Origin of the sequence: Carboxylicivirga mesophila, assembly GCF_018271975.1 — a bacterium.
Taxonomy (GTDB): domain Bacteria; phylum Bacteroidota; class Bacteroidia; order Bacteroidales; family Marinilabiliaceae; genus Carboxylicivirga; species Carboxylicivirga mesophila.
Map to the genome: position 1 here is coordinate 166319 of NZ_JAGUCN010000008.1, position 22779 is coordinate 189097.

The window sequence follows — 22779 nt, forward strand, 5'->3', positions numbered from 1 at the left end:
AAAACCTGATAGGATGAAAATAGCCTATGTTATGGCATCGCATGTGCCAAGTAAAAATGCCAATAGTGTCCATGTCATGAAGATGTGTCAGAGTTTGGCAAAATTAGGGCATGAGGTGACTTTATATTCCATTTTTGTAGAAGGTATAGCAGAAAAAGGAGTTGATAATGTCTATGCGTTTTATGGGGTAGAGCCTAACTTTAAAATTGAGAGTATTTATTTTCCGGCTAATGCACGCTTGATGAAGTATCGTTTTGTTCACCTTTCTATTAGTAAACTGATAAAATGGCAACCTGATTTGGTGTATTTCAGAGGGGTATTAGCAGCCTATTATCTTAATTTGCGCTCCCGGATTCCGTTTATTCTTGAGTCGCATGGCCCGGTTTTACAAAGCGGAAAAAAGCAGAATCAATGGATGTTGAAACGCCTGTTAAAATCAAAGCAGCTGAAGCAGTTTGTGGTAATAACGGAGGCGCTGAAAGATATCTACCAAACAGATGAAACATTTACAAAGGCTAATGTTAATACCTTAGTGCTGGCCGATGGTTCTGACAGAGTGCCGGATTTTGAAAAGATAAATGATTTTGCTCTTCGCAAAGATGTTTTGCAGGTAGGTTATTTTGGACACCTTTACAAGGGGCGCGGCATCGATATTATTTTAGCTGTAGCCAAAAAACTGGAACATTATGATTTTCATATAGTAGGTGGCAAGCAAAAAGATATTGAGTACTGGAAAACCCAGGCTGAAGGCATTACCAATATTCGTTTTCATGGCCATGTAAGTCCTGGCATGGTATATAAATACCGTAATAGCTGTGATATTCTGCTGGCACCCTATCAGCAAAAAGTATATGTGGCAGGAGGGCAACAGGAGTCTGCCCAATATATGTCGCCACTAAAGGTATTTGAATACATGGCTTCACGTAAGGCTATAATCTGTTCCGATATGCCTGTGTTACGAGAGGTATTATCGGAGAGTAATGCGATGCTTGTGCGGCCCGATTCAACAGAGGAATGGAGCGATGCCATTGTTAAATTAGAAGATATTATATTGCGTAATCGTATTGCAGATGAAGCTTATAAAGAGTTTAATGAACATTATACCTGGGATAAACGTGCAGTATTAGCCCTTAACGGTATTAAACTATAGATTGACTGGAGTGTGTATGAAAGTTGTAATGTTGATTGATAGCCTCAGAGACGGAGGGAAAGAGAGAAGAGCAACTGAGTTGCTGCAAGGACTGAGCAGGTACTCTGATGTTGATTGTAAAGTGATTTTATTGAAGGATAATATTCATTACAAAGAAGTTTTGGATTTAAACTTCGAAGTGATTGTTTTTAAGCGGGTTTACAAACGCGATATTAGTGTTTTCAAAAAAATATATGATGTAATAAAAAACTATCAACCCGATATAATACATAGTTGGGGATCTATGCCCTCAATTTTTTGTTTACCGGCTGTTTTGCTGCAAAAAAAGACATTTATAAATGCCATGATATCTAATTCGGTTTGTCCAGTGATGTCTAAGAATTGGATTCGGTCAAAAATAACCTTTCCTTTCTCAGATGTTATACTGGCTAACTCCGATATTGGCATTAAATCATACCATGTGCCTCAGAGTAAGGCCATGGTCATTAGAAATGGATTTTGTATGAGCCGTGTTGAGAATTTGCCTGATAGAGATAGTGTTATTGATGAGTTTGATTGGCATGATCGGAAAGAGCATTTCTTTATTGGAATGGTGGCTTCCATCGATTACCGGAAAGATTTTCCATTATTCATTGAGGCAGCTAACCAATTTCTGGAGAGCAATAGTAATGTTACCTTTTTGGTTATTGGGGATGGGCCTGATAAAGATGCAGTAGAGTCAATGGTTGCACCCGGAAATAGAGAGCATATTCTGTTTTTAGGCAAGCGAAGAGGTGTCGAACGCTTGGTTAATATGTTAGATATTGGTGTTCTTTGTACTCATGGCGAAGGAACTTCCAATGCCATTATGGAATACATGGCTTGTAAAAAGCCAGTGGTGGCCACAAACGTTCCGGGTAATGCCGAACTGCTAAAGGACGGTGAACTTGGAGTTCTTGTAAAACGTGGCAGCAGAATGGAGCTTGTTGAAGCTTGGCAGAAGATGAAAGATAACCAGTCATTTGCCCAGGAAATGGGGCAGAAAGCCTATAATTACATTACAGAACATATGGATAATAAGGTTGTTGTACAGCAGTATGTCGATTTATATCACCAGCTAACCCAATAATACTATGTCAAGATTTCTATTAACCGTAAAGCGATCAGGTGAGCAAATGCTTACCCCCGAGGTTGTTAAATTAATTTCAGATACTATTCAGCCTGATAATATTAAATACAATAATCCGGTATTAATTGATAGCAGTGGGGTGCAGTATGCAGCTGTTAACCCGGTTGCTTCTTTGCGCTATACTGAAAACGGGATTTGTTTTGGAGGTTTATCTCACCCGGGTAAGGAATGGGACAAGGTAGGCACTGAATTTAAACGAGGTGATATTGTTATCTGGCGTAATGACCAACAATGGCTCGAGGTATTATCCGATCCGGTAGCAGTCAGAACTCTTTGGTACTATTTAGATGATGAGCAGTTTATCATGTCAACCTCACAGCGTGCCATTGCTATGTTATTGGGCGACTTTGAGTTTAATAAGCAGGCTGTTCCATGGATGTTACAGTGCGGCTCAATGGGGCCTAATGCCTGGGATAAACGGGTGCATTATCTGCCCGGCAACAGTGTGCTTAAACTCAATCGCTTGAACTGGTCGGTAGATATAGTAAGTGACCCCTTAAAAGCGAATGTGATTGAGCGCAGTGAGGCTGAACAGATTGATATGCTTAAAGAGACCATTAACGGTGCATTTAGCAATTTTGAATATAATCCGGAAGAGTGGCAATTAGCTTTATCAGGAGGATATGATAGCCGGACTTTGTTGTGTTTTCTTCAACAGTTTGCCGAGCCGCATTGCTTGACCTGGGGCATAAAAGAGGCAGTTAATATGCCTGCAAATGATGCGTTTGTGGCTAAAAAGCTGGCAGCTCATTTTAAGCTGAAGCATACGTATTACGAAACTAATGTGGCACCCGAGCCTGTTGAAACTATTTTTAAGCGATTTTTGATTTGTGGAGAGGGAAGAGTAGATCATATCTCGGGATATATGGATGGTTTTGCCATCTGGAAGCGCCTATTTGAAAATGGTGTACATGGAGTCATACGGGCCAATCAGGGATTTGGCCAACGGCATGTGAGCAGTGAGATGGATGTAAAGCGTTGCGTTGGTATAAGGCTTAACTCTGAGTTGTTGTATAGTAAGAAGTTTGATGAACTAAACCTGAGTGAAGATAATCTGCCGGAATGGGTGGCTCGTAAAGATAATGAGACACTTGAGGTTTGGCGCGACAGGTTGTATTATAATTTCAGAATACCTTTTATTCATGGCGGACTAAATGAGCTGAAGGTAGCATATACCGAAGTGGCTAATCCATGGTATACCTATAATATCGTCAAAAAGGCTCATGAGCTGCCGGATGATTCACGAAGTCAGAAAACCATGTTTAAAAAGGTCCTTCATACTATTGGACCCGATATTGAATTTGCTAAATATCCGGCCATTGAATTTGCTCATGAAATCTTGCATAAGCCTCATATTAAGGACTTTTTAATAGGCTATCTGAAAGGGATTAATAATAGCGAATTGTTATCTGATGAGTTTGTCAATTATGTACTATCGCGCATTGATAAAGAGAAGGTAAGGCCAAAACGCTTTAGCAAACGTGCCATTGCCATCTTTGTCAGGCAGCATCTGCCAGCCAAGTTAGTCAAGTTCTTACGAAAGGTTCCTGTAACCAGGGATTTGGATGATTATACCCTGGCTTTTAGGATTTACCTTTTAGTAGAGATGGTTCAGATACTTAAAAAAGACAGCTCATTACTTAAATAGGCTATCAGGCTTTCGATGTTTTGCCTGTCATGTAACGGAATAGTTTACTGGCAATGTATCGGCTAACTTTATAAAGTACCTTTCTGGTAACCACCGGATCATCGGTATTCATGTAATGAAAGTATAGCTTGCCTTTATAGCTTTTAAGTAACTGTCTGGGCGTTTCGTGCTTTGTAGATATTGAATGATAGGCACTTCGCATATCATACAGTTCGTGGACATACGCAAAGTTATCATTGGGCTTTTCTTTAGGCACGATGTTTTGGTTGGTTACATCATTGTAATAGGCTAATGGCAGGTTAGCTCCGCCAACAGTGCATACGAGGGTATTTAAGTCGAAACGACCAACGGTAGGTTCAATCAGGTAAAACTTACCATTGTTAGGGTTTTGCTTGTATTCCATAGAGCCAAATCCCTTGTAGTTAACCAACTTAAAAAACTGAATGGTCTGCTCCAGTAATTCGGGATGGTTAAACGGTCTGATGCAGGAACTGGTGCCTGTTAAAGAGCGCCACTGCCTTATCTTTTGACCAGTAAAAGATTGCACAAATTCGCCCTTTTGGTTGAAATACACAAAGCATGCGTATATGTCATCAGCCCCGCCCGGGATAAATTCCTGAACTATCAGCCTGTCTTCTATATTAAGAACGTCTGGTATATCCGCTTCATACTCTTCAAAAGTATTGTAAATGATCGCTTTGGGCCTTTCAGAGTCATACCAGGCTGCTGTTTTCACAAACGGTTTAACAATGATAGGAAAGTCAAGTGATTTGACCTTTTCGATGGCATCAACAGGTGTAATATTAACTGTTGCAGGTGCCTGAAGGTTGTTCTTCAGGGCAAAATCATTTAATTCTCTTTTGTCTAATAGAGTATTTAATGTGTCAATGGAGGGAAGATTAATCAGAAAATGTTCTTGTATAACGTCGTAGTGCTCCATCACAAACTCAAGGCGGTGATCACTTGACAGGTATAGCACCGGTTTAACCTTTAAGCGCTTGGCAAGTGCTATTAACTTTTCCAGCAAATCTTCCTGGGCATTATAATCAATAATCTCAGTAACCCGTTTCGTTTTGTTTTCAATGCTGTTGGCCTTGTATGAAAACGCATATAACGGAATTTTGTATTTATATAGGGAGCGAATAATATCGTATCCAGCTTGTGTAATATCCAATATGACTGCCGGGTGTAAGTGGTTGTTTGAATTCATCTTCGTAAAATTACTTCGTGGTTTGATTATTAGTATATATTAACGAGTTTAGCCAATCTTCAATATTGGTAAAGCCGTTATTGTTATCATCATCGTGCGGGGTATCCGGAATTATTAGTTTGTGACAGGCCGCCTGCTCAATGTACCCACCAACTTCATCCTCATGAAAAATCCATTTGCCGGTCATGTGGGTAACATCTTTAATTATTCGCTCATCAATGGCATCTCTATTCTGAGGAAATGCACCACAATGAGCCAGTACACGGTTTAATAAACTATCAGTTGGAATTAAATCCATATGTGGATAATCAAACATAGGAGACTGTGCGATAATTTGCTCACCAGCCTGATTATATGTTATGCCTCTTTGCCATTGCGGCTTATTTTTACCTTTGACTTGATTGCCTGATAAGTAAGCAACGGCATTTTCTGAGATGCGCTCACTGAATGTTATAATATTCGAATTTCGGTTTTTAATGCCAGGTACATAATAGTTATTCAACGCTGCAATCTGAAACCGTGAATTACCGTTTTCCCGATGTCCAAAGTAAATACAATGGGTATCACTGTTATATATAACGTTATTGTATACTAGCGTTTTGTGTGACTCACCTTTTACGAGTGGATTACGATCTGCATTATGAACGAATAGATTTTTCAGAACAGATAGTTCTCCATTATCGTAGGCCAGCAAGCCATAGGCATTGCCTCCTTTGGTATCAATGGCTTCACTGATGATGCAATTGCTGATAGTAATACCATATTGTGTGGCAGCGATGCCAATGTTTTCATCCATTCCCCAGCTTATAGAGCAATGATCTACAATAACATTATAGGATGAATCTCGCACTGATGCGATAGTTAAGCAATCTTGCTTCCTACTGTTAACACCGTACCTGAGTTTAATATTCTGGATAAGCACATCATGGGTGTGAACAAATAGTGTTGCGTTTGAAATAGTAACGCCCGGTTGTGGAGCCGATTGCCCGGCAATAAAAATATAGGGATTGCGTATATACAAGTCGCGATATAGCTTTATAACACCAGAAACCTCAAAAATGATAATGCGAGGGTAGTTTTGGTTTACGGCCCATCTGAGGCTTCCTATGCCTCCATCCTTAAGGGTAGTAACAGTCAGTATTTTTGGGGCTACACCTGTTTGGTAGGCATGTCTTGTGTCAGAACCAAAACCTTCAGCTCCGGGAAAGGCATTTTGAGATAAGCCATCAGTAGCAAATGTCAGGCAAAATAATAGAAGAATAAAGAGTTTTATTTTCATATATGAGTCCGCCAAATCCAATATTTGAGTTTATAAATCGTGGTAATTTAATTATTTAAGATTAATAAGTAAATACTAGCCAGGCCAGAAGGCCGCAATATGAAGGCATATTGACTACAGAAATGACTAGTTGGTCTCCATAATCAATTTAGTCATCTGTATTATTCGCGTATTCGTGTAATAAATAGCACCTGTAACCAAAATATAATAAATCGTAGTAAGCTTTTACCTAAATTGAAATTGCAATCAAAATCATATGAGGAAAAAAGTTGGGGTTATAGGAGTAAAAGGATTACCTGCCATAGGAGGCACTGCCTACGTTGGTCAAAACCTGATTGCTCAGCTTAAAGAGCAATATGATTTTACCGTTTATGCCCTGAAAGATCGAATACCGGAAGGTAGTGAATGGGAGGATGGTAAACAGATAGCGTTTAATAATTTCTTCATAAAAAAGCTGAATGTACTTATCTATTATTTAAAGTGCCTGTTTCACTCTTTATTTGTCAAGAACTATGATCTCATCCATTTACATCAGATAGATGGGGCATTCATTATACCCTTTCTCAGACTTAAATACAAAGTGATTGCAACGCATCATGGTAAAACTTATGAAGTTGAAAAGTGGAGCCCTGCCATACAAAGGTTTTTTCTGTTTAATGAGAAAATTCTGATTCGTTCAGCAAATGTGGTTACAGCTGTATCAGAGCCATTAAGTAACTATCTGAACAATAATTATAATGCTAAGGTACGGTTTATTCCCAACGGTATTAATGTTGAACAAAGCGTTCAACCTATGGAGCGTTCTGGTTATTTGTTTTTTGCAGCTGCCCGCATAATTCCTTTAAAAGGATTGCACACATTACTCGAAGCTATGAAAAAAGCCAATTATACAAGTCCATTAATTGTGGCTGGGGATATGAATCAGATGCCCGGGTATGCCGAAGAAATAAGGTTGGCAGCCGAAGGGTTAAATGTTGATTTTATAGGATTGGTGACTGATAAGAGCTTGTTAATGGCTTATTTAGAAAATTGTGATGCCTTCGTTTTTCCTTCATTTAATGAGGCTATGTCGATGATGCTTTTGGAAGCTGCTTCGGTTAAGGCACGAATTATCTGCTCGGATATTGATGCGAATCAAGCTGTATTTAATGAGGAAGAAGTGTCATTTTTTAAAGTAGGAGATGCTGATTCTTTGAAGCAGCAACTGGAATTGTTGCATCGCGGCTCTTCAAGCTTCGATGAAAAAGCAACAATAGCTTATGACAAGTTAAGAACTCATTATTCGTGGAGCAGCATAGCCGGGCAATACATCAAAAACTATGAAGAATTAATGCAATAAGAGTAATTTAAATGAATCAAACCCGCATCATATTTATTTTAGTAATACTAGTCATTGGCTTGGTTATATGTACTGTTTTTTTTGCCAATGGAATGTACCAGTACTATAAAGCCTACTTGGAGCGTGGCTTGTATCCCAATGGCAATGAACAAAGAGTAGAGTTGAAACTAGATAGTCTTCAAACTGACATTTTAATAATTGGAGATAGCCGAAGTAAACATTGGGATGTATCCGATGACTGGTGGAATAGTTATGAAGTTCATAAAATTGCGCAGTCTGGTTTTACTACAGCTCAGGTTAAAGCGTTAGTAAATAATGCACATATTGAAGGAAAAGCGAACTGTGTGATTCTATGTATGGGTATAAATGACCTGAAAGCAGGTTACTTTTTTAAGCAGCAGGAAGATGCTATTTCATCGACTGTTATAGATAATTACGAAAAGATAGCACAACAGTTTGCTGCCAACAATACAAAAATTGTTGTCTGCAATGTTTTTCCAGAGGGGCGACATGGAGGAATCAGGCGGTTGATATGGCCATCTGGCATACAGCAGCAAATCGAATCCGTTAACAAGAGTTTGCTTGAGCTTTGTGAGCAGAAGGGTTATCTGTATTTAGATGCCTACAGCACGCTAATGGATGGTAAAACTAAAACTCCGGCTAAGGCAAGTTATTATAAGGACTTTTTACACCTCAATAATGAGGGCTATAAAGCACTGAATAAACAATTAAAAAAGTTATTAGATGGAAAGGCGTAGTTATGCATTTGGCGAACTTCCTACAGCCAGCAAGTACAAAAGAGCTATCAGGAATTTATTGCTTGTTCCGGCTTGGTTCTGCCCGGTTAAAAAATGGCGTGCTATGTTTCATCGATGGCGAGGCGTAAAAATGGGCAAAAATGTGGAGATTGGCTACATGGTGATATTGGATAACAGAAGACCCGAATTAATCACTATCGGTGATAATGCCTTTGTCACAGCCATGAGCGTTGTACTAACGCATGATTTGTCACAAAAGAATATAGATGGTACTGAAACAGTGGGCGCCATTGAAATTGGAGAAGGGGCATTTATCGGGATGAATTGCACCATTATGCCGGGGGTTAAGATTGGTAAGAATTCAATTATAGGCAGTGGTGCTGTACTTACAAGAGATACTGAAGATAACTCTGTATATGCCGGAGTACCGGCCAAAAGAATTAAATAATTAACAAACATAACGACTAAAAAGATGAAAGATCAAATCAAGACATTTATATCTGAAATTACCTTTATTGAAAAGGAAACAATAGCAGATGACACATTACTTTTTGAAGAAGGCATATTTGACTCAATGGGCTTGTTAAGCCTAATTACCTTTTTGGATGAAGAACTTGGTGTGAAAACAGAGGACAGCGATTTAAATGAGGAAAACTTTCAGAGTATTAACTCAATAGTCGCCTTTCTGGAACGGAAAAAATCACTCGTAAACTAAACTGCTATGTGTGGTATCGTCGGATTTACAACTAGTGGCTTAGGTGCCAAACAGCAGGAATACGTGCTCAACAAGATGTTGACACGTATTAATTATCGGGGGCCCGACGAGACAGGTTTGTATATACAGCCAGATTGCGCTATGGGTAATGTCCGGCTAAGTATTGTTGATTTGAGTTCGGGCCAACAACCCTTGTGCAATCAAGATGGTACCATGTGGATTGCCTACAATGGGGAAGTGTATAACCATATTGAGCTGCGCGAGCAACTGATAAAAAAAGGTCATCAATTCAGGACAAGCTGCGATACAGAGGTAGTTCTGCATATGTATGAAGAGTATGGGCCAGATTGCTTAAGTCAGTTGAATGGTCAGTTTGCTTTTTCTATCTGGAATGAGAAAACGCAATCACTTTTTATAGCCAGAGACCGTTTTGGTATCAGGCCACTTTTTTATCATCAGGTTAGTAACCAGTTGATTTATGCTTCGGAGATCAAGTGCTTGTTTGAACATCCTCAGGTTGATAGACAGGTGAATTTTGAAGGGCTGAAAGAATCACTGATTTTTTGGGCACCTCTCTCACCGAACACATTTTTTGATGGTGTAAAAGAGCTTCCACCAGGCCATTATATGATGTTTGACAAGGGTCAATGTACGGTTCACCCATATTGGAAGCATCAGTACACTGGCAAAAAGTTTGCCGGCACCATTCAAGAGGCTGCAGAAGAACTCTATGGTCTGTTGAAAAGTAGTGTTGATTTACGTTTGAGAGCTGATGTACAGGTGGCCGCCTATTTGAGTGGTGGTTTAGACTCAAGCGTAACAACTGCTCTTGTAAAAGAGGTGCAGCCCAATGTACTTAATACCTTTTCAATTGGTTTTGATGAGCAGGCTTATGATGAATCAGGCTATCAGAATGAGGTAGCTGCCTTCTTTAATACCAACCATAAAAGTATCTCTTGTAACAATTCAGATATTGCTAAATGGTTAACAAAGGCTGTTTATCACGCCGAAGCACCACTTTTACGAACATCGCCAATACCCATGATGCTATTATCTTCTTTGGTGCGGGAAAACAATATTAAAGTTGTTTTAACAGGTGAAGGAGCTGATGAAATGCTTGGCGGATATAACATATTCAAAGAAACAATTATACGCAATTTCTGGGCCAGGCAACCTCAATCAAAGTATAGGCCATTGTTGCTTAAAAAACTTTACCCATATATTCCACAGCTTGCAACTGCTTCACCGATGGTGCTAAAGATGTTTTTTGGTTATCAGCTTGAGCAAACCAATTCACCTATTTACTCTCATATGCTCAGGTGGAGAAATGGCCAACAACTGGCTAATTTACTATCAGAGGGGATTAGTAGTGAACTGAATGGCTATGATCCGGTTGCTAACCTGGCTGAAGAGTTGGCGGGCGAAACAAGTGGATACAGCCTGTTGGAGAAAGCGCAATTGATTGAGTCGCGATTATTTATGTCAGGGTACCTACTGTCCTCTCAGGGTGATAGAGTGGCCATGGCTAACTCCGTAGAAGGACGGTATCCATTTTTGGATCATCGCGTGGCTGAGTTCTGTGCGTCTTTACCTGACCATTATAAGCTAAATGGATTAAATGAGAAGGTATTGTTAAAGGTGATGATGAAAGATCAGCTACCACAGTCCGTCATAAAGAGACCCAAGCAGGCCTACAGAGCACCAGTGGCTCAGTCATTGCTCAACGATAAAGCGCTGTTGGATGAGTTTATAAGTCCATATGCGCTTAAAGATTCTGGCTTATTTAATCCAAAAAAGATAGAAGCTCTGTTAACTAAGCTGAAACGAAGTAATAGTGTTAGTGAACAAGATAATATGGCCTTAATAGGCGTATTGTCTTCGCAAATATTGCATAAGCTATTCATTTCAGCTTACCAGGAGATTGACGAACGTAATCTACTAAAAGGAGATATAAAAAATAAACAAATTGTAATTCGATAAACTTTTAACCAATGTCTGAACAAAAATTTACAAAAGAGATAATAAGACTATCTGATACACAGAACACAATTGATTCAATTGTTGCCAAACTAAAAGAAGATGTGATTAAAGTACTGCGCAGGCGCGGAGGAGTTGTAGGCATCAGTGGAGGTATTGATTCATCGGTTACTCTGGCTTTGGCTGTTAAAGCTTTTGGTGCTAAAAATGTACTCGGTGTAATGCTACCCGAAAAGGATTCAAGTGATGATAGTAAAGCCTTGGCATTGAAATTGGCTGATAAATTCGGAGTTAGAGTAGTTGAAGAAAACATCAGCGGCGCTCTGGAAGGCTTCGGTTGTTATCAGCGACGTGATGAAGCCGTTAAAAGAGTTATTCCTGAATATAATCCCCAGACTGATAAGATGAAAATCGGTATTCCGGTTGAATTTTTGAATTCCAATATGCCTCCTGTGTTCTATGTCACTGTTATTTTTGCCGATGGTACCGAAAAAAGTGAGCGTTTACCGATGAATGAGTATCTGCAGATTGTTGCCGCTTCTAACTTCAAGCAGCGCAGCCGTATGTCCATGCTTTATTATCATGCAGAAGCCTTGCACTACGCTGTAATTGGTACTCCCAATAAGCACGAGGTACAACAAGGGTTTTTTGTAAAGTATGGCGATGGTGGTGCTGATGTTATGCCTATTGGTAACTTGTTTAAGACGCAGGTATATGAGCTGGCCAGGGAATTGGGCGTTCCGCAAGAGATAATTGACCGGACACCTACAACAGATACCTACACGGCTGAGCAAACCCAGGAGGAGTTCTTTTATCAAATGCCTTTCGAAACCATGGATCTGCTCTGGTATGGCTGGGAAAACGGTTTCTCGCCTGAAGAGGTAGCAATGGGTATGGAGAAGGATGAACAGGAAATCAGTCGCATATTCAAAAACTTTGAGCGTAAAAAGAAAACAACGGATTATCTGCGAATGCCACCAATCCATAACTACTAAAACAAGGTGAAAGATGAACTGTGTTGACTTTTTACTGCAGGAGCATACGCATCGGCAAGGCGATTTTATTTTGGGACGAAATGGGGAATTAACATATAATTCCCTTATAGATAGGATTAACCGGCTGTCGGTTTGGTTAAGGCAATCCATCGGTCAGGCGCAGAATGTGGTGCTTATTATGCCCAATAGCCATTATTCGATCGTGGCTTACCTGGCTATTATGAAGTCCGGCAATGTTGTGGTTCCGCTAAATCCGGCGATTGAACTGGCAAGTTTCAATGAGCTTGTTAAGCGGTGTGGGTCAAACACAGTTTTTGCTTCTAACCAGGTTGTAAAGCGACTTAATCTGGAGATGACTAATGTGCTCAGTGAAGCAGCCATTGATACAGTAATTGAAGAGACACCTGGTAATGAATGGAGCAATACAGAAACCAAGGAAGATGATTTAGCACAGATAATTTTCACATCCGGCTCCACAGCCAAGCCTAAAGGAGTAATGATTTCGCATCGGAATATCATTGCCAACACGTCTTCAATAATAGATTATTTGCATTTAACGGAAGATGATGTTATTGAAATTGTACTGCCTTTCTTTTATTGTTATGGATTATCCCTTTTACACACGCACCTCAAGGTCGGTGGCCAAATAGTTCTCAATAACACCTTCATCTTTTTAAATTCGGTGATTGATGATTTAAATAAGTATAAATGCACAGGATTTGCTGGCGTACCCAGTCACTTTCAGATTCTGTTGCGTAAATCAGATACCTTTAAGCATAGTAAGTTTCCTCATTTAAGATATGTAACACAGGCAGGAGGAAAGCTACATACAACGTTCATCAAAGAGTTTTGTGACAGCTTTCCTGATACAAAATTCTATGTTATGTATGGCCAGACCGAAGCCACAGCACGTTTGTCCTATTTACCACCCGAAAGGCTTGCTGATAAGTTAGGTTCACTGGGTAAAGGAATTCCAAAGGTTGAATTACGTGTAGTGGATGCCAATGGGGATGATGTGCAGCCTGGTGAAGTGGGTGAGATTATTGCAAAAGGTGATAACATCATGTCAGGCTATTATCAGGAGCCAGAAGAAACAGCTACAACCATAAAAGGAGGTTGGTTGTATACTGGTGATTTGGCCAAAGTGGACGAAGATGGATTTATTTATCATGCAGCCCGCCGAAAGGAAATAATTAAAGTAGGAGGGAGACGTGTTAGTCCTAAAGAAATTGAAGAAGTAATTGTTGGAATAGATGGCGTTATTGATTGTACAATTGAAGCTGTTACTGATGAAGTGTTAGGTGAAGCTATTAAGGCTATTCTGGTTGTTAACAAAAGACATTCTGAAATCACAGAATCTTATATTAAGAAAATTTGTGCAGATAAATTATCTTCTTATAAAGTGCCTCAGACAATTGAATTTGTTGAAAATGTAAAAGTTAATGCAGCTGGTAAAAAGGTGAAAGCCTAATTCTTTGTTGAATTTTTGAATACGGTTATCCTGTTTTTTGGTCCATTCATAAAAATCAAACCTATAAACTTTGTTTTTGACTAAATGTATAATTCTTTAGGGGAAAACAGAGATAAAGGTGATAAGGGGTTGTTGTTGATAGTTAGCTGGTTATGAAACGGGATTTATTGGTCTAAAACTCCTGTACAATTGTCTTTTATACTCGTAAATTGTTGCAGAATCGAGAAAAAAATTGTGGGATGAGAAGTGTTGAATCAATAAGTGCTATTGGTGTCAGTCAAGAATTGGAAAGACCAACAGTTTCGAAGCTGGAGTTTATTCCTGTTCAGAAAAAACGTGCAAATAAGAGCGGAGTTTTAAAGGAACAACTGCTAAAAAAGCTGGACATAAAAGTGTACGATTACCTCACACAGCACGTTGTTCCGGAGCGTGATAGTGTGCGCATTCTTGATGTCAATCATCCGAATTATCTTCATCAATCAGATTTTGCATCTGTTCGTTGCCTGATTAATGTACACCAGGTCAATAACGTGCGTTACATCAACAAGTTTCTAAATAAGGTAAATGAATGCTTGCCCGATGCAGGCCTTTTTATTGGGTGCATTGAAACGATAAGAATTAGAAAGCACAAACTGTTTGCAATTAATAATAACATATTCAAACACCTGTACTGGTTTTTCTGCTTTTTCTTTCACCGGGTGATGCCTAAAATTAAGCATCTGCAGAAACTATACTACTTTATTACCAGGGCAAAATATCGTTGGCTAACCATGGCAGAAATGCTGGGCAGGCTGGTTAGTTGTGGATTTGACATTATTGAATATAAAGAGTTAGATGGCAAGTTGTATTTTGTAGTCATGAAAACCCATAGTCCCGATCATAATCAGAAACCATCTTATGGTCCTGTTTTTCCAATGAAACGGGTGGGGAAGAATGGAAAAATCATCAAAGTGTATAAACTACGTACGATGCATCCCTACTCTGAGTATCTGCAAGATTATGTGGTGAAGTTGAATGGCTATAATAAGGTAGGAAAACCAGCGAACGATTTCCGCCTGGCAGATTGGGGGCGTACCTTACGAAAGTATTGGTTGGATGAAATGCCGCAGATATTGAATGTGATTACTGGAAGTATGGCTATTGTCGGGTTAAGGCCATTGAGCCAGACGCGTTTTAATGAATTGCCCAAAGACGTACAGGAGAAACGCATTAAGTTCAAACCGGGTTGTATACCTCCATACGTTGCCCTAAATATGCCCGATAGTAAAGAAAATATTGAAGCCGAGCGCATATATATGGCTGCTAAAGAAAAAGCTCCGTTTCTTACCGATGTCAAGTACTTTGGTATGGCACTATATAATATTCTGAGTGGTAAAATAAAGAGCTCCTGATGAGCTATTGATTTTATGCTACAGATAGCATAAATTTATTTTTATGTTGTCTGATCTTAACCTCTTTTTTAAAAAATCTCCTTTTGTAAGGTTTGTATTGCCAGTAATGCTGGGGATTTTTTTGTCGTTTCGGGTCATTTTATTTGCAGATGTCTATATATATCTGGCTATATCTTTTGTTGTACTCTACTGTTTACTGATATTATGGCAGAAACAAACGGCGATATACCGGTATCGCTTCCTGACTGGAATTACCGGGTTTGTTATGCTCCTGACTCTATCTATTGTATATGCCCAGTTAAGACAACCTGTTACCTTTTCAACAAATTCGGACGCCCAGGTAAAATTGCACATTATTGAATCCATTGGCTCCACCGAACAGAATCTCAAATTCGAAGCCTATTTCAGTGGAAGCAGTTCAGATAGCATAAGCTACCTTGAAAGGCAACGAGGCATTGTTTACATGCCCAAATCAATTATTAAGCATCAGCCGGATGTGGATATGTATATGTTTGCCACCGGCCGGTTTATCCCCTTCTCAGAGCCCAATAGTCAATTTGATTTCAACTATAGCAACTATTTGCGCAATCAGCGCATTGCCTTTCGTTTAATTGTGAGCGAATATCAACTCATTGAAGATAAAAGTGGCTTACTTCATCCTGTTATATTGAGTGCCAGGCTGAAGGCCTTCCTTCGGGATAAATATCAGGAAGCTGGCCTTAATGAAACTCAACTTGCTATACTTAATGCATTGTTTTTGGGCGATAAAAGTTTGCTAAGCTACGAACAGAAAAGTGCTTTTTCAGATGCCGGTGCCATGCATTTATTGGCTGTGAGTGGATTGCATGTTGGTATCATATACATGCTGCTAATGAGCATTGTATCTGTTTTCAGAGCAAGGAAATATAAACTGTTGACGGCACTGGTAGTTATCCTGTGTTTATGGTTTTATGCTGCTGTTACTGGTTTCTCACCATCAGTACTAAGGGCCAGTTTAATGTTTACTATTCTGGAATTTGGGCGTATCTCAAAACGACAAACCGGCATTTTTAATTTGCTGGGCGCATCTATGTTTATCATCGTCATTATTGAGCCCCTTTCGATATTCAACATTGGTTTCTGGTTGAGTCACATAGCGGTGGCCTCCATTGTTTCTTTCTATCCTAAAATTAACAATTGGTTTCATTTCCGCTTTCCACCATTTAAATGGGGATGGTCAATCATTGCAGTATCAATAGCTGCTCAGTTAGGTACATTGCCTATCGCCATTTATGCTTTTCACGAATTTCCACTTTATTTCATTGTAACCAACATTGTATTGATACCTGTTGTCACGCCAATTCTGGTGATGGCCGTAATAGCTGCTCTTTGTTCCTTTTCGATGTATATACTTCGACTTATAGTGCCGGGCATGGGAAGTTTGCTGACTTTTATGAATGATACAGCACATTGGATTGATCAACTTCCATATTCAACTATTCAGCATTTATATGTCGAAGGCTGGCAGCTGCCATTGCTATATGGCAGTTTGATTCTGCTGCTCGTATATATTAATTATCGCTATTTAATGTATTTGAAATATTTGCTGGTACTTGGCATTATCACCATAGTAACTATCCATGTGCGCAGTTATTATTTGCCTGAAGAAGTCTTGTATGTAGCTAAAATAAACGGTAAAAGTGTTGTCAATCATTTGGATAAGCAGAGTAACACTATTTATACCAATGTGCCATTAAGTGAGAAAGAGATTGAGTTTGCATTTAATGGTCTATGGGCTTACTGTAATGCGCCTGTTTCATATACGGTCAGGCAGGTTGAGGATAAACCGAATGCTTCGCCAATTGTTAGTTTAATAGGAGGTAAGGCCTTGGTAATATTGCCCGAAGGAGCCAAGTGGAGCTGTAAACTGGAACATCGCAAAGTTGATTACCTTGTTTTAATGGGAAAACCTGAGATTGACTTCAAGGAAGTAAGAAGTACGATGCGGGTTGGACAAGTGGTTATACCGAACGGTTGGAAATGGTACCAAAAGAAATGGTTCGATGGCTATGATGAACATATTGAAAACCTGCATGATGTATCGGAAGACGGCGTCTTTTTAGTGGCTTTTAGAAACGATTAGTCATTTATGTCCATTTTTATTTGGAGGATTAGTAGTATTATCTATTAATTTGCGGTGTTTTTGCTCGACAAAAACACGTATAAAAGAACGGGTACTTATGAGAATTTTTATTGCAGGTGCAGGGGAAGTCGGAACACATTTGGCTAAAATGCTATGTTCTGCCAATCATGATGTTATATTGATGGATGAAGAAGAGGAGAAGCTCAAGCAAATTGATGCTCACTTCGACTTAATGACCATTGTAGGTAGTATCTCATCCATTGAGGATCTGCGAGAAGCCAATGTAAAATCATGTGATTTGTTTATTGCTGTACCACCATACCAGGATATGAGCATTTTGTCCTGCATTTTGGCTAAGCAGCTTGGTGCCAAAACCACAGTGGCCCGTGTAAATAATCACGAGTACCTGATGGAGGAAAACAAGGAGTTCTTTGGTAAGTTGGGTATCGATGAGTTAATCTATCCTGAACAGCTGGCGGCCAAAGAAGTGTTTGCTTCGCTTAAGCAGGTGGGGACACGTCAGTTGTATGAGTTTACTGGCAGTAAGTTGGTTATGTTCGCCTTAAAGGTGCGCGACAATGCCATTATCGTAAATAAGACGCTGGCTGAAATTTCTGCCATGTATGAAAAGCAGGAGTATAATATTGTGGCCATTAACCGCGATGGTGATACAATTATTCCCCGTGGTAAAGAAACATTACAGCACAACGACCTGGTATATATTATAACCACCAAATCGGCTGTTAAGCAGGTAATGGAAGATGCCGGTAAGAAGCAGTTCGATATTAAAAACGTGATGATCCTTGGAGGTAGCCGGATAGGTAAGAAAGTGGCTCAGAAACTTGAAGGACAATATAGTATCAAGCTTATTGAAATAGATAAAGATAAGGCGGCACGATTGGCTGATGTATTGGCCGATACGCTGGTAATTAATGGTGATGGTCGTAACCTTGAGCTGCTAAAAGATGAAGGTATTAAAAAGATGGATGCTTTTGTGGCGGTGACCGGAAACTCAGAAGTAAATATCCTGGCTTGTCAGTTGGCTAAAAAAATGGGTGTTCGAAAAACGGTGGCTGAGGTAGAAAATATCGACTACATTGATTTGGCTGAGAATATTGGTATTGGTACTTTGGTGAATAAGAAGCTGATAGCGGCCAGCCACATCTATCGCTATACCTTACGTGCACATGTATCGCATGTAAAATGTCTGACAGCCACTGATGCTGAAGTACTGGAATTGATTGCGCAGCCTGATTCGAAGATTACAAAAGGGCCCTTACACAAATTAAGCTTGCCTAAGGATGTAAATATTGGTGGTGTAATACGCGGCGAATCGGCAATTATAGCCAGTGGTGAAACAGTAATTGAACCGCATGATAAAGTGGTGTTGTTTGCGATGCCATCGAGCTTTGCCAAAATTGAAAAAATGTTTAGCTAATTGCTGCAGATATGAACAAGGATATATTGTTTTACCTTATGATTGGTGTTGGAGCGCTTATTTTTATGGCATCACTCACCAACTGGGAATGGTTTTTTAAACAAAGGAGAGCACAAACCATCATTAAGCTGATGGGACGCAATGGTGCGCGTATCTTTTATGCTATTTTGGGTGCTTTCTTTGCGGCTTTTGGCTGGATGGTGCTATCAGGACGAATTGACATCGGCTCTTTATTCTGATTTTTTCCAAACAACTTGTAACATTTCTTTTCTATCTTGTATCTCAGCAGAGAAACAAAATACAATTGATTATGGAAGATGTTACAATAATGTTTGGCTGGCTGGGCTTTTTTGCCGCTGCTTTTTTCTCATGGTATTATTATCTGCAGGCACGCACCAAAGAACGAACACTGTTAATTGAAAAAGGAGCCGATGCCAGCAATTTCTATGCTAAAAAGCCTGAAAGAAGAGGTTTTCGTTTTTCGTTTCCCTGGCTAAAAATTGGCTTATTACTTGTAGGAATAGCCTTTGGGTTGATGTTTGGTTTTGTGTTCACCCACGCTATCTTTCCAAATTCCTTAGGACGCATTGATGAGCCGTTTGTTTTTGGTTCTACAGTGATGTTTGGCGGATTAGGTATGATACTGGCCCATTTTACTGAGGAAAAGAGAGACCAGTAGTGGAAGAGCTTTACATCAAAAAAGTAATTGAAGGCGATGAGCAGGGATACCGTTATTTTATAAGGCGTTACCAGGACATGGCCTTCTCTATTGCTATTTCTGTTGTAAAAGATGAGTTCTTGGCTGAGGAGGTGGTGCAGGAGGCTTTTATGAAAGCCTTTGAAAAGATGCCGGCTTTTAAACAGCAATCGAAGTTTAGTACCTGGTTTTATCGCATCATTGTCAACAAAGCATTCAGACAATTGGATAAAGAAAAAAAGTGGAAGAACGAGCCCTTGGTGGCTATTGAGGATGCCATTGAAACGATAGCGATTGACCAGTTGGAGAGTGATGAGCGTAAGTACTTTATTAATGAAACACTGAAAGTGATGACGCCAAACGAGAGCCTTGCTCTTCGTTTGTTTTACCTGGAGGAGTTGTCGTTAAATGAGGTTGGCGATATTACTGGGTGGTCGGCCAGTAAGGTGAAAGTCGTTATACATCGAGCCAGAAAGAGTTTTTACTCTCATCTGAATGCCATACTGAAGAAGGAATCGAGATTGATAATCTGATAATACTTAAGATGTGATGGAAGAGTTGAATGATCGTAAATTAAAATCACTGCTAAAAGATAGTCGGGTCGAAATGCCTTTCTCAGACTTTGAGACTAAACTGATGACTCGTGTAAAATCTGAGTTGCATGGGCGTCGGTCTGTAGTAAAAAGTATTCGCCTGTCGTGGTTATTTTTTGTATTAGGTGCTTTCTTCGGCCTTGTACTGAATATTCTGCTACCGTGGATGCCCTTTGAACTGGCGGGTATCAGCCTTCATTTTATCAAATACCCCATATTGCTTATTACTTTGGTGGTTATTATCTGGCAACTGGATGAAATGATAAGACTCACACTAAGGCATAAAAGGCAGAAACGCCTTAGTTAGTGTCATGTGGATGGGTAAAATAAAATTTTGATCCAACACCAGGTGTGCTTTCAACATGAATTTTGCCACCCAGCAGTTCAACTAAATTTTTGGCAATCGAAAGCCCCAGCCCTGTTCCGCCCAGGTTGGCGCCAAAGCGTTCCTCTTCTCTGAAAAATCGGTCAAAAATCTGAGAAACGCGTTCTTTCTTTATACCCACACCTGTATCTTTCACATAAAAGATGAGCGATTTATCATTTTTCGAGAGACAAACTCCGAATTCAATGGTGCCTTTCTCAGTAAATTTAACAGCATTTTCAAGCAGGTTAGTCAGTATCTGCCGTAGGCGGGTTACATCCGTATTAATTACAAGTTGTTGTTCGTTTAGTTCTGGTCCAATGCAATAGGTACAGTTCAGGTTTTCTTTGGCAAGGCGCTTAATTCGGAGTTGGAATATTTCCAGCAGGTGTTCAAACAGTTGTTTAATGCAAACTTCTGCCTTAACAATTTTTAGCTGTGAAGCCTCTATCTTTGATATATCAATAATATCAGAAATAATGCGTAGAAGCTGTTGCGAATTTTCCTCAATAATATTCAGGTAGCGTTCCCTTTCATGAATGTTGATAGACTGGTCCTTGAGTAAATCAGTGAATCCCACAATACCATTCATCGGTGTTCTGATTTCGTGACTCATATTGGACAGAAACGCCGTTTTTAGGCGGTCACTCTCTTCGGCTTTAAATTTAGCTTTCTTTAATTCGTCATTAATGCCTTTAAGTATCTCATTTTGCTGGCGTAGCAACACCTCTTTATACCTGAGTTCGTCAGTTGTTCTTCTCAGGTCGGTTACATCAATCAGCGACACAATGATTTTACTCCATGATTGCTCATAGCCGTACGGAATTTTAACGGTTACCGAAACGTGAATTTTATTCCCTTTAAAGGTGATGTGTTCCGACTCTGTTTCGTACTGGTTTTTACCATTGTAAAAGGCGATAAGTTCTTCTGCAAAATCATCAAGGGCTTCATCGGCAAATACCTTATGGATGTTGTTTAGAATAAAGTCTTTGTTGGCCGCCTCCATGTACTGAACCGTGGCTTTGTTGATATTATTGATTTTAACACTTAACGAACACTGGCGCACAAAATCCCGGTTTTCTCGTATGTATTTTTCGACATCCTTTACGCCACTTTTGTATAAATCATCCAGCAGTTTTTTTGTCTCACTAAAGTCCTCCTCCCAAAGCGAGATGGGCGAATCTTCAAACAGTAGTTTGAATCGTTCTTCGCTTAAGGTTAGGTCGGTGTGCATCAATTGCCGGCGGCTTATCTCCTTTTTTAAATTCTCATTGGCGTCTGACAGGTCGAGTGTGCGCTGCAGCACGGCCTTCTTTAGTCGACGATTAAAGAGGAAGAACACCAGGAGGGTGAGTAGGGATATGATGACGATGCCCAGCAGTATATACAGCACTTCTTTAATTCGCCGGTTATTTAATATCTGGTAATCTTCATACAAAAAGCCGTCGATACTATAAAGAGGTTGCAGCAGGCCCATTTCAACAAAGGTATCGGCAATATAATTCCAGCGATCGGGATTCATATGACCCGGTTCAATTAGTTTGGGCATCACCAGGTCTTCCATGGTGAGGGCTTCATAGTTCAGGAAGCCCCTCGTCAGAGAAGGATTGTATTTGTTGATAATGATATCAATCAGTTCCTCTTTATTATCCATGGCATACACCCAACCTTCCATTGATGCCTTCAGGAATCTATCGGTCAGGTCTTTATTATTTTCTACCATCGACTGAGTAGTGAACAGGATATCGCCATACAAATCGATACCATAGGAGCGAGGCTTGAAAATTAAGGGCTCAACACCCGCTTGCTCCAGGAAATAGGGAGCGTCGGTGATATAGGTGGATATCGCATCGGTATTGCCTTCAATTAAATCATTGATATACCCAATGGAACTGCCATAGATATAATTACTGTCTGGTACAGCTAGTTTATTTAATAAGGCTTTGGTAGAGGCTAAACCATTTAGACCGGATGATATACGTTTTGTTTTAAGATCTTCAATAAAACGGATACCTGTATCTTTTCGGCTCAATATTATTTCAGGCGAATGCTGAAAAATAGCCGCTAAAGCCACCACCGGAATATTGTTGTTGCGCGTTATGATTAACCTTGCCGATTCAAGTCCATAATCGGCACGACCTGACATGACCTCATCCACAAAGTTAACAGAGGTGTTACCTTCTTTAACAATGACTTCTAATCCTTCTTTCTGATAAAATCCCTTTTCAATGGCAGCATAAAAGCCGGCAAACTGAAACTGATGACGCCATTTAAGCTGCAGCACAACGGTATCTGCCTGCTGAGAGGCAAATAGTGTTAGGTGCATCATTAAAAGCGGTATTAGTGCAAAAAGCTTAAGGGCTCGTTTCATCAAAAAGAGACTGGTTATTCGACGTCTGAATATACAATCTTTTTTTGAGCCTTAAAAATATGCATTGATTGGCCGTAAAACCGCAGGCGATTG

Annotated in this window: 20 protein-coding genes; 17 read left to right on the top strand and 3 right to left on the bottom strand. The window is 39.8% G+C overall.

From position 1 onward, the window contains the following. Positions 1 to 13 precede the first annotated feature (13 nt). From KEM09_RS08815 to KEM09_RS08825, 3 genes are read left to right on the top strand one after another with little or no spacing between them, the layout of a single operon-like run. On the top strand, positions 14 to 1150 hold the full coding sequence (locus KEM09_RS08815; protein ID WP_212227691.1) for a glycosyltransferase family 4 protein: 1137 nt from the start codon (positions 14 to 16) through the stop codon (positions 1148 to 1150). A 16-nt stretch (positions 1151 to 1166) separates the two neighbouring features. Then, complete coding sequence (locus tag KEM09_RS08820) at positions 1167 to 2258, top strand: glycosyltransferase (protein WP_212227692.1); 1092 nt, start codon at positions 1167 to 1169, stop codon at positions 2256 to 2258. Between the two features lie 4 nt (positions 2259 to 2262). Beyond that, on the top strand, positions 2263 to 3966 hold the full coding sequence (locus tag KEM09_RS08825) for an asparagine synthetase B family protein (RefSeq protein ID WP_212227693.1): 1704 nt from the start codon (positions 2263 to 2265) through the stop codon (positions 3964 to 3966). Positions 3967 to 3970: 4 nt separating this feature from the next. Here KEM09_RS08825 and KEM09_RS08830 read toward each other — a convergent pair whose 3' ends face one another. Further along, positions 3971 to 5176 carry a carboxylate--amine ligase gene (locus KEM09_RS08830; RefSeq protein ID WP_212227694.1) on the bottom strand — a complete coding sequence of 402 codons (1206 nt, stop codon included), beginning with the start codon at positions 5174 to 5176 and terminating at the stop codon, positions 3971 to 3973. A gap of 10 nt (positions 5177 to 5186) precedes the next feature. Further along, positions 5187 to 6455 carry a hypothetical protein gene (locus tag KEM09_RS08835; RefSeq protein ID WP_212227695.1) on the bottom strand — a complete coding sequence of 423 codons (1269 nt, stop codon included), beginning with the start codon at positions 6453 to 6455 and terminating at the stop codon, positions 5187 to 5189. Positions 6456 to 6711: 256 nt separating this feature from the next. On the opposite strand from KEM09_RS08835, the gene KEM09_RS08840 reads away from it, so the two are divergent. The 14 genes from KEM09_RS08840 (at position 6712) to KEM09_RS08905 (ending at position 20258) form a co-directional block, all read left to right on the top strand. Further along, entirely contained in the window at positions 6712 to 7794 is a 1083-nt protein-coding gene (locus tag KEM09_RS08840) for a glycosyltransferase family 4 protein (protein WP_212227696.1), read from the top strand. 11 nt (positions 7795 to 7805) lie between these two features. Then, positions 7806 to 8552 (top strand): SGNH/GDSL hydrolase family protein, encoded by a 747-nt coding sequence (locus tag KEM09_RS08845; RefSeq protein ID WP_212227697.1) that lies wholly within the window; start codon positions 7806 to 7808, stop codon positions 8550 to 8552. Further along, a complete protein-coding gene (locus KEM09_RS08850; protein ID WP_212227698.1) occupies positions 8539 to 9000 on the top strand; it encodes an acyltransferase in 462 nt (153 codons plus the stop codon). Before KEM09_RS08845 ends, KEM09_RS08850 begins: the two co-directional genes overlap by 14 nt. Before the next feature lie 24 nt (positions 9001 to 9024). Continuing rightward, positions 9025 to 9267 carry an acyl carrier protein gene (locus KEM09_RS08855; RefSeq protein WP_212227699.1) on the top strand — a complete coding sequence of 81 codons (243 nt, stop codon included), beginning with the start codon at positions 9025 to 9027 and terminating at the stop codon, positions 9265 to 9267. 6 nt (positions 9268 to 9273) lie between these two features. Further along, positions 9274 to 11247: an asparagine synthase (glutamine-hydrolyzing) gene (gene asnB, locus KEM09_RS08860; RefSeq protein ID WP_212227700.1), complete on the top strand. Its 1974-nt coding sequence runs from the start codon at positions 9274 to 9276 to the stop codon at positions 11245 to 11247. An 11-nt stretch (positions 11248 to 11258) separates the two neighbouring features. Then, positions 11259 to 12239 (top strand): NAD(+) synthase, encoded by a 981-nt coding sequence (gene nadE / locus KEM09_RS08865; RefSeq protein WP_212227701.1) that lies wholly within the window; start codon positions 11259 to 11261, stop codon positions 12237 to 12239. Between the two features lie 13 nt (positions 12240 to 12252). After that, on the top strand, positions 12253 to 13710 hold the full coding sequence (locus tag KEM09_RS08870) for a class I adenylate-forming enzyme family protein (RefSeq protein ID WP_212227702.1): 1458 nt from the start codon (positions 12253 to 12255) through the stop codon (positions 13708 to 13710). Positions 13711 to 13949: 239 nt separating this feature from the next. After that, the gene (locus KEM09_RS08875; protein ID WP_212227704.1) at positions 13950 to 15101 is read left to right on the top strand and encodes a sugar transferase; all 1152 of its coding nucleotides are present in this window, start codon (positions 13950 to 13952) and stop codon (positions 15099 to 15101) included. A 106-nt stretch (positions 15102 to 15207) separates the two neighbouring features. Then, entirely contained in the window at positions 15208 to 17223 is a 2016-nt protein-coding gene (locus KEM09_RS08880) for a ComEC/Rec2 family competence protein (protein ID WP_212227706.1), read from the top strand. A 97-nt stretch (positions 17224 to 17320) separates the two neighbouring features. Next, positions 17321 to 18661 carry a Trk system potassium transporter TrkA gene (gene trkA, locus KEM09_RS08885; protein ID WP_212192534.1) on the top strand — a complete coding sequence of 447 codons (1341 nt, stop codon included), beginning with the start codon at positions 17321 to 17323 and terminating at the stop codon, positions 18659 to 18661. A gap of 11 nt (positions 18662 to 18672) precedes the next feature. Further along, positions 18673 to 18900, top strand: a complete 228-nt coding sequence (locus tag KEM09_RS08890) for an immunity 17 family protein (protein WP_212192535.1) — start codon at positions 18673 to 18675, stop codon at positions 18898 to 18900. A 71-nt stretch (positions 18901 to 18971) separates the two neighbouring features. Beyond that, complete coding sequence (locus tag KEM09_RS08895) at positions 18972 to 19340, top strand: DUF6249 domain-containing protein (RefSeq protein WP_212227707.1); 369 nt, start codon at positions 18972 to 18974, stop codon at positions 19338 to 19340. Next, positions 19340 to 19891, top strand: coding sequence for an RNA polymerase sigma factor (locus tag KEM09_RS08900; RefSeq protein ID WP_212227708.1), 552 nt, complete (start codon positions 19340 to 19342; stop codon positions 19889 to 19891). The genes KEM09_RS08895 and KEM09_RS08900 overlap by 1 nt, the downstream gene beginning before the upstream one ends. 16 nt (positions 19892 to 19907) lie before the next feature. Further along, a complete protein-coding gene (locus KEM09_RS08905; protein WP_212227709.1) occupies positions 19908 to 20258 on the top strand; it encodes a hypothetical protein in 351 nt (116 codons plus the stop codon). Here KEM09_RS08905 and KEM09_RS08910 read toward each other — a convergent pair. After that, positions 20251 to 22644, bottom strand: a complete 2394-nt coding sequence (locus KEM09_RS08910) for an ABC transporter substrate-binding protein (protein ID WP_212227710.1) — start codon at positions 22642 to 22644, stop codon at positions 20251 to 20253. The two genes, KEM09_RS08905 and KEM09_RS08910, sit on opposite strands and share 8 nt — an antisense overlap. Positions 22645 to 22779 lie beyond the last annotated feature (135 nt).

Bases quoted from the DNA above. Each gene is read 5' to 3' on its own strand.
- KEM09_RS08815 (WP_212227691.1), top strand. From the start codon at position 14: ATGAAAATAGCCTATGTTATGGCATCGCATGTGCCAAGTAAAAATGCC.
- KEM09_RS08820 (WP_212227692.1), top strand. From the start codon at position 1,167: ATGAAAGTTGTAATGTTGATTGATAGCCTCAGAGACGGAGGGAAAGAG.
- KEM09_RS08825 (WP_212227693.1), top strand. From the start codon at position 2,263: ATGTCAAGATTTCTATTAACCGTAAAGCGATCAGGTGAGCAAATGCTT.
- KEM09_RS08830 (WP_212227694.1), bottom strand. From the start codon at position 5,176: ATGAATTCAAACAACCACTTACACCCGGCAGTCATATTGGATATTACA.
- KEM09_RS08835 (WP_212227695.1), bottom strand. From the start codon at position 6,455: ATGAAAATAAAACTCTTTATTCTTCTATTATTTTGCCTGACATTTGCT.
- KEM09_RS08840 (WP_212227696.1), top strand. From the start codon at position 6,712: ATGAGGAAAAAAGTTGGGGTTATAGGAGTAAAAGGATTACCTGCCATA.
- KEM09_RS08845 (WP_212227697.1), top strand. From the start codon at position 7,806: ATGAATCAAACCCGCATCATATTTATTTTAGTAATACTAGTCATTGGC.
- KEM09_RS08850 (WP_212227698.1), top strand. From the start codon at position 8,539: ATGGAAAGGCGTAGTTATGCATTTGGCGAACTTCCTACAGCCAGCAAG.
- KEM09_RS08855 (WP_212227699.1), top strand. From the start codon at position 9,025: ATGAAAGATCAAATCAAGACATTTATATCTGAAATTACCTTTATTGAA.
- asnB (WP_212227700.1), top strand. From the start codon at position 9,274: ATGTGTGGTATCGTCGGATTTACAACTAGTGGCTTAGGTGCCAAACAG.
- nadE (WP_212227701.1), top strand. From the start codon at position 11,259: ATGTCTGAACAAAAATTTACAAAAGAGATAATAAGACTATCTGATACA.
- KEM09_RS08870 (WP_212227702.1), top strand. From the start codon at position 12,253: ATGAACTGTGTTGACTTTTTACTGCAGGAGCATACGCATCGGCAAGGC.
- KEM09_RS08875 (WP_212227704.1), top strand. From the start codon at position 13,950: ATGAGAAGTGTTGAATCAATAAGTGCTATTGGTGTCAGTCAAGAATTG.
- KEM09_RS08880 (WP_212227706.1), top strand. From the start codon at position 15,208: ATGCTGGGGATTTTTTTGTCGTTTCGGGTCATTTTATTTGCAGATGTC.
- trkA (WP_212192534.1), top strand. From the start codon at position 17,321: ATGAGAATTTTTATTGCAGGTGCAGGGGAAGTCGGAACACATTTGGCT.
- KEM09_RS08890 (WP_212192535.1), top strand. From the start codon at position 18,673: ATGAACAAGGATATATTGTTTTACCTTATGATTGGTGTTGGAGCGCTT.
- KEM09_RS08895 (WP_212227707.1), top strand. From the start codon at position 18,972: ATGGAAGATGTTACAATAATGTTTGGCTGGCTGGGCTTTTTTGCCGCT.
- KEM09_RS08905 (WP_212227709.1), top strand. From the start codon at position 19,908: ATGGAAGAGTTGAATGATCGTAAATTAAAATCACTGCTAAAAGATAGT.
- KEM09_RS08910 (WP_212227710.1), bottom strand. From the start codon at position 22,644: ATGATGCACCTAACACTATTTGCCTCTCAGCAGGCAGATACCGTTGTG.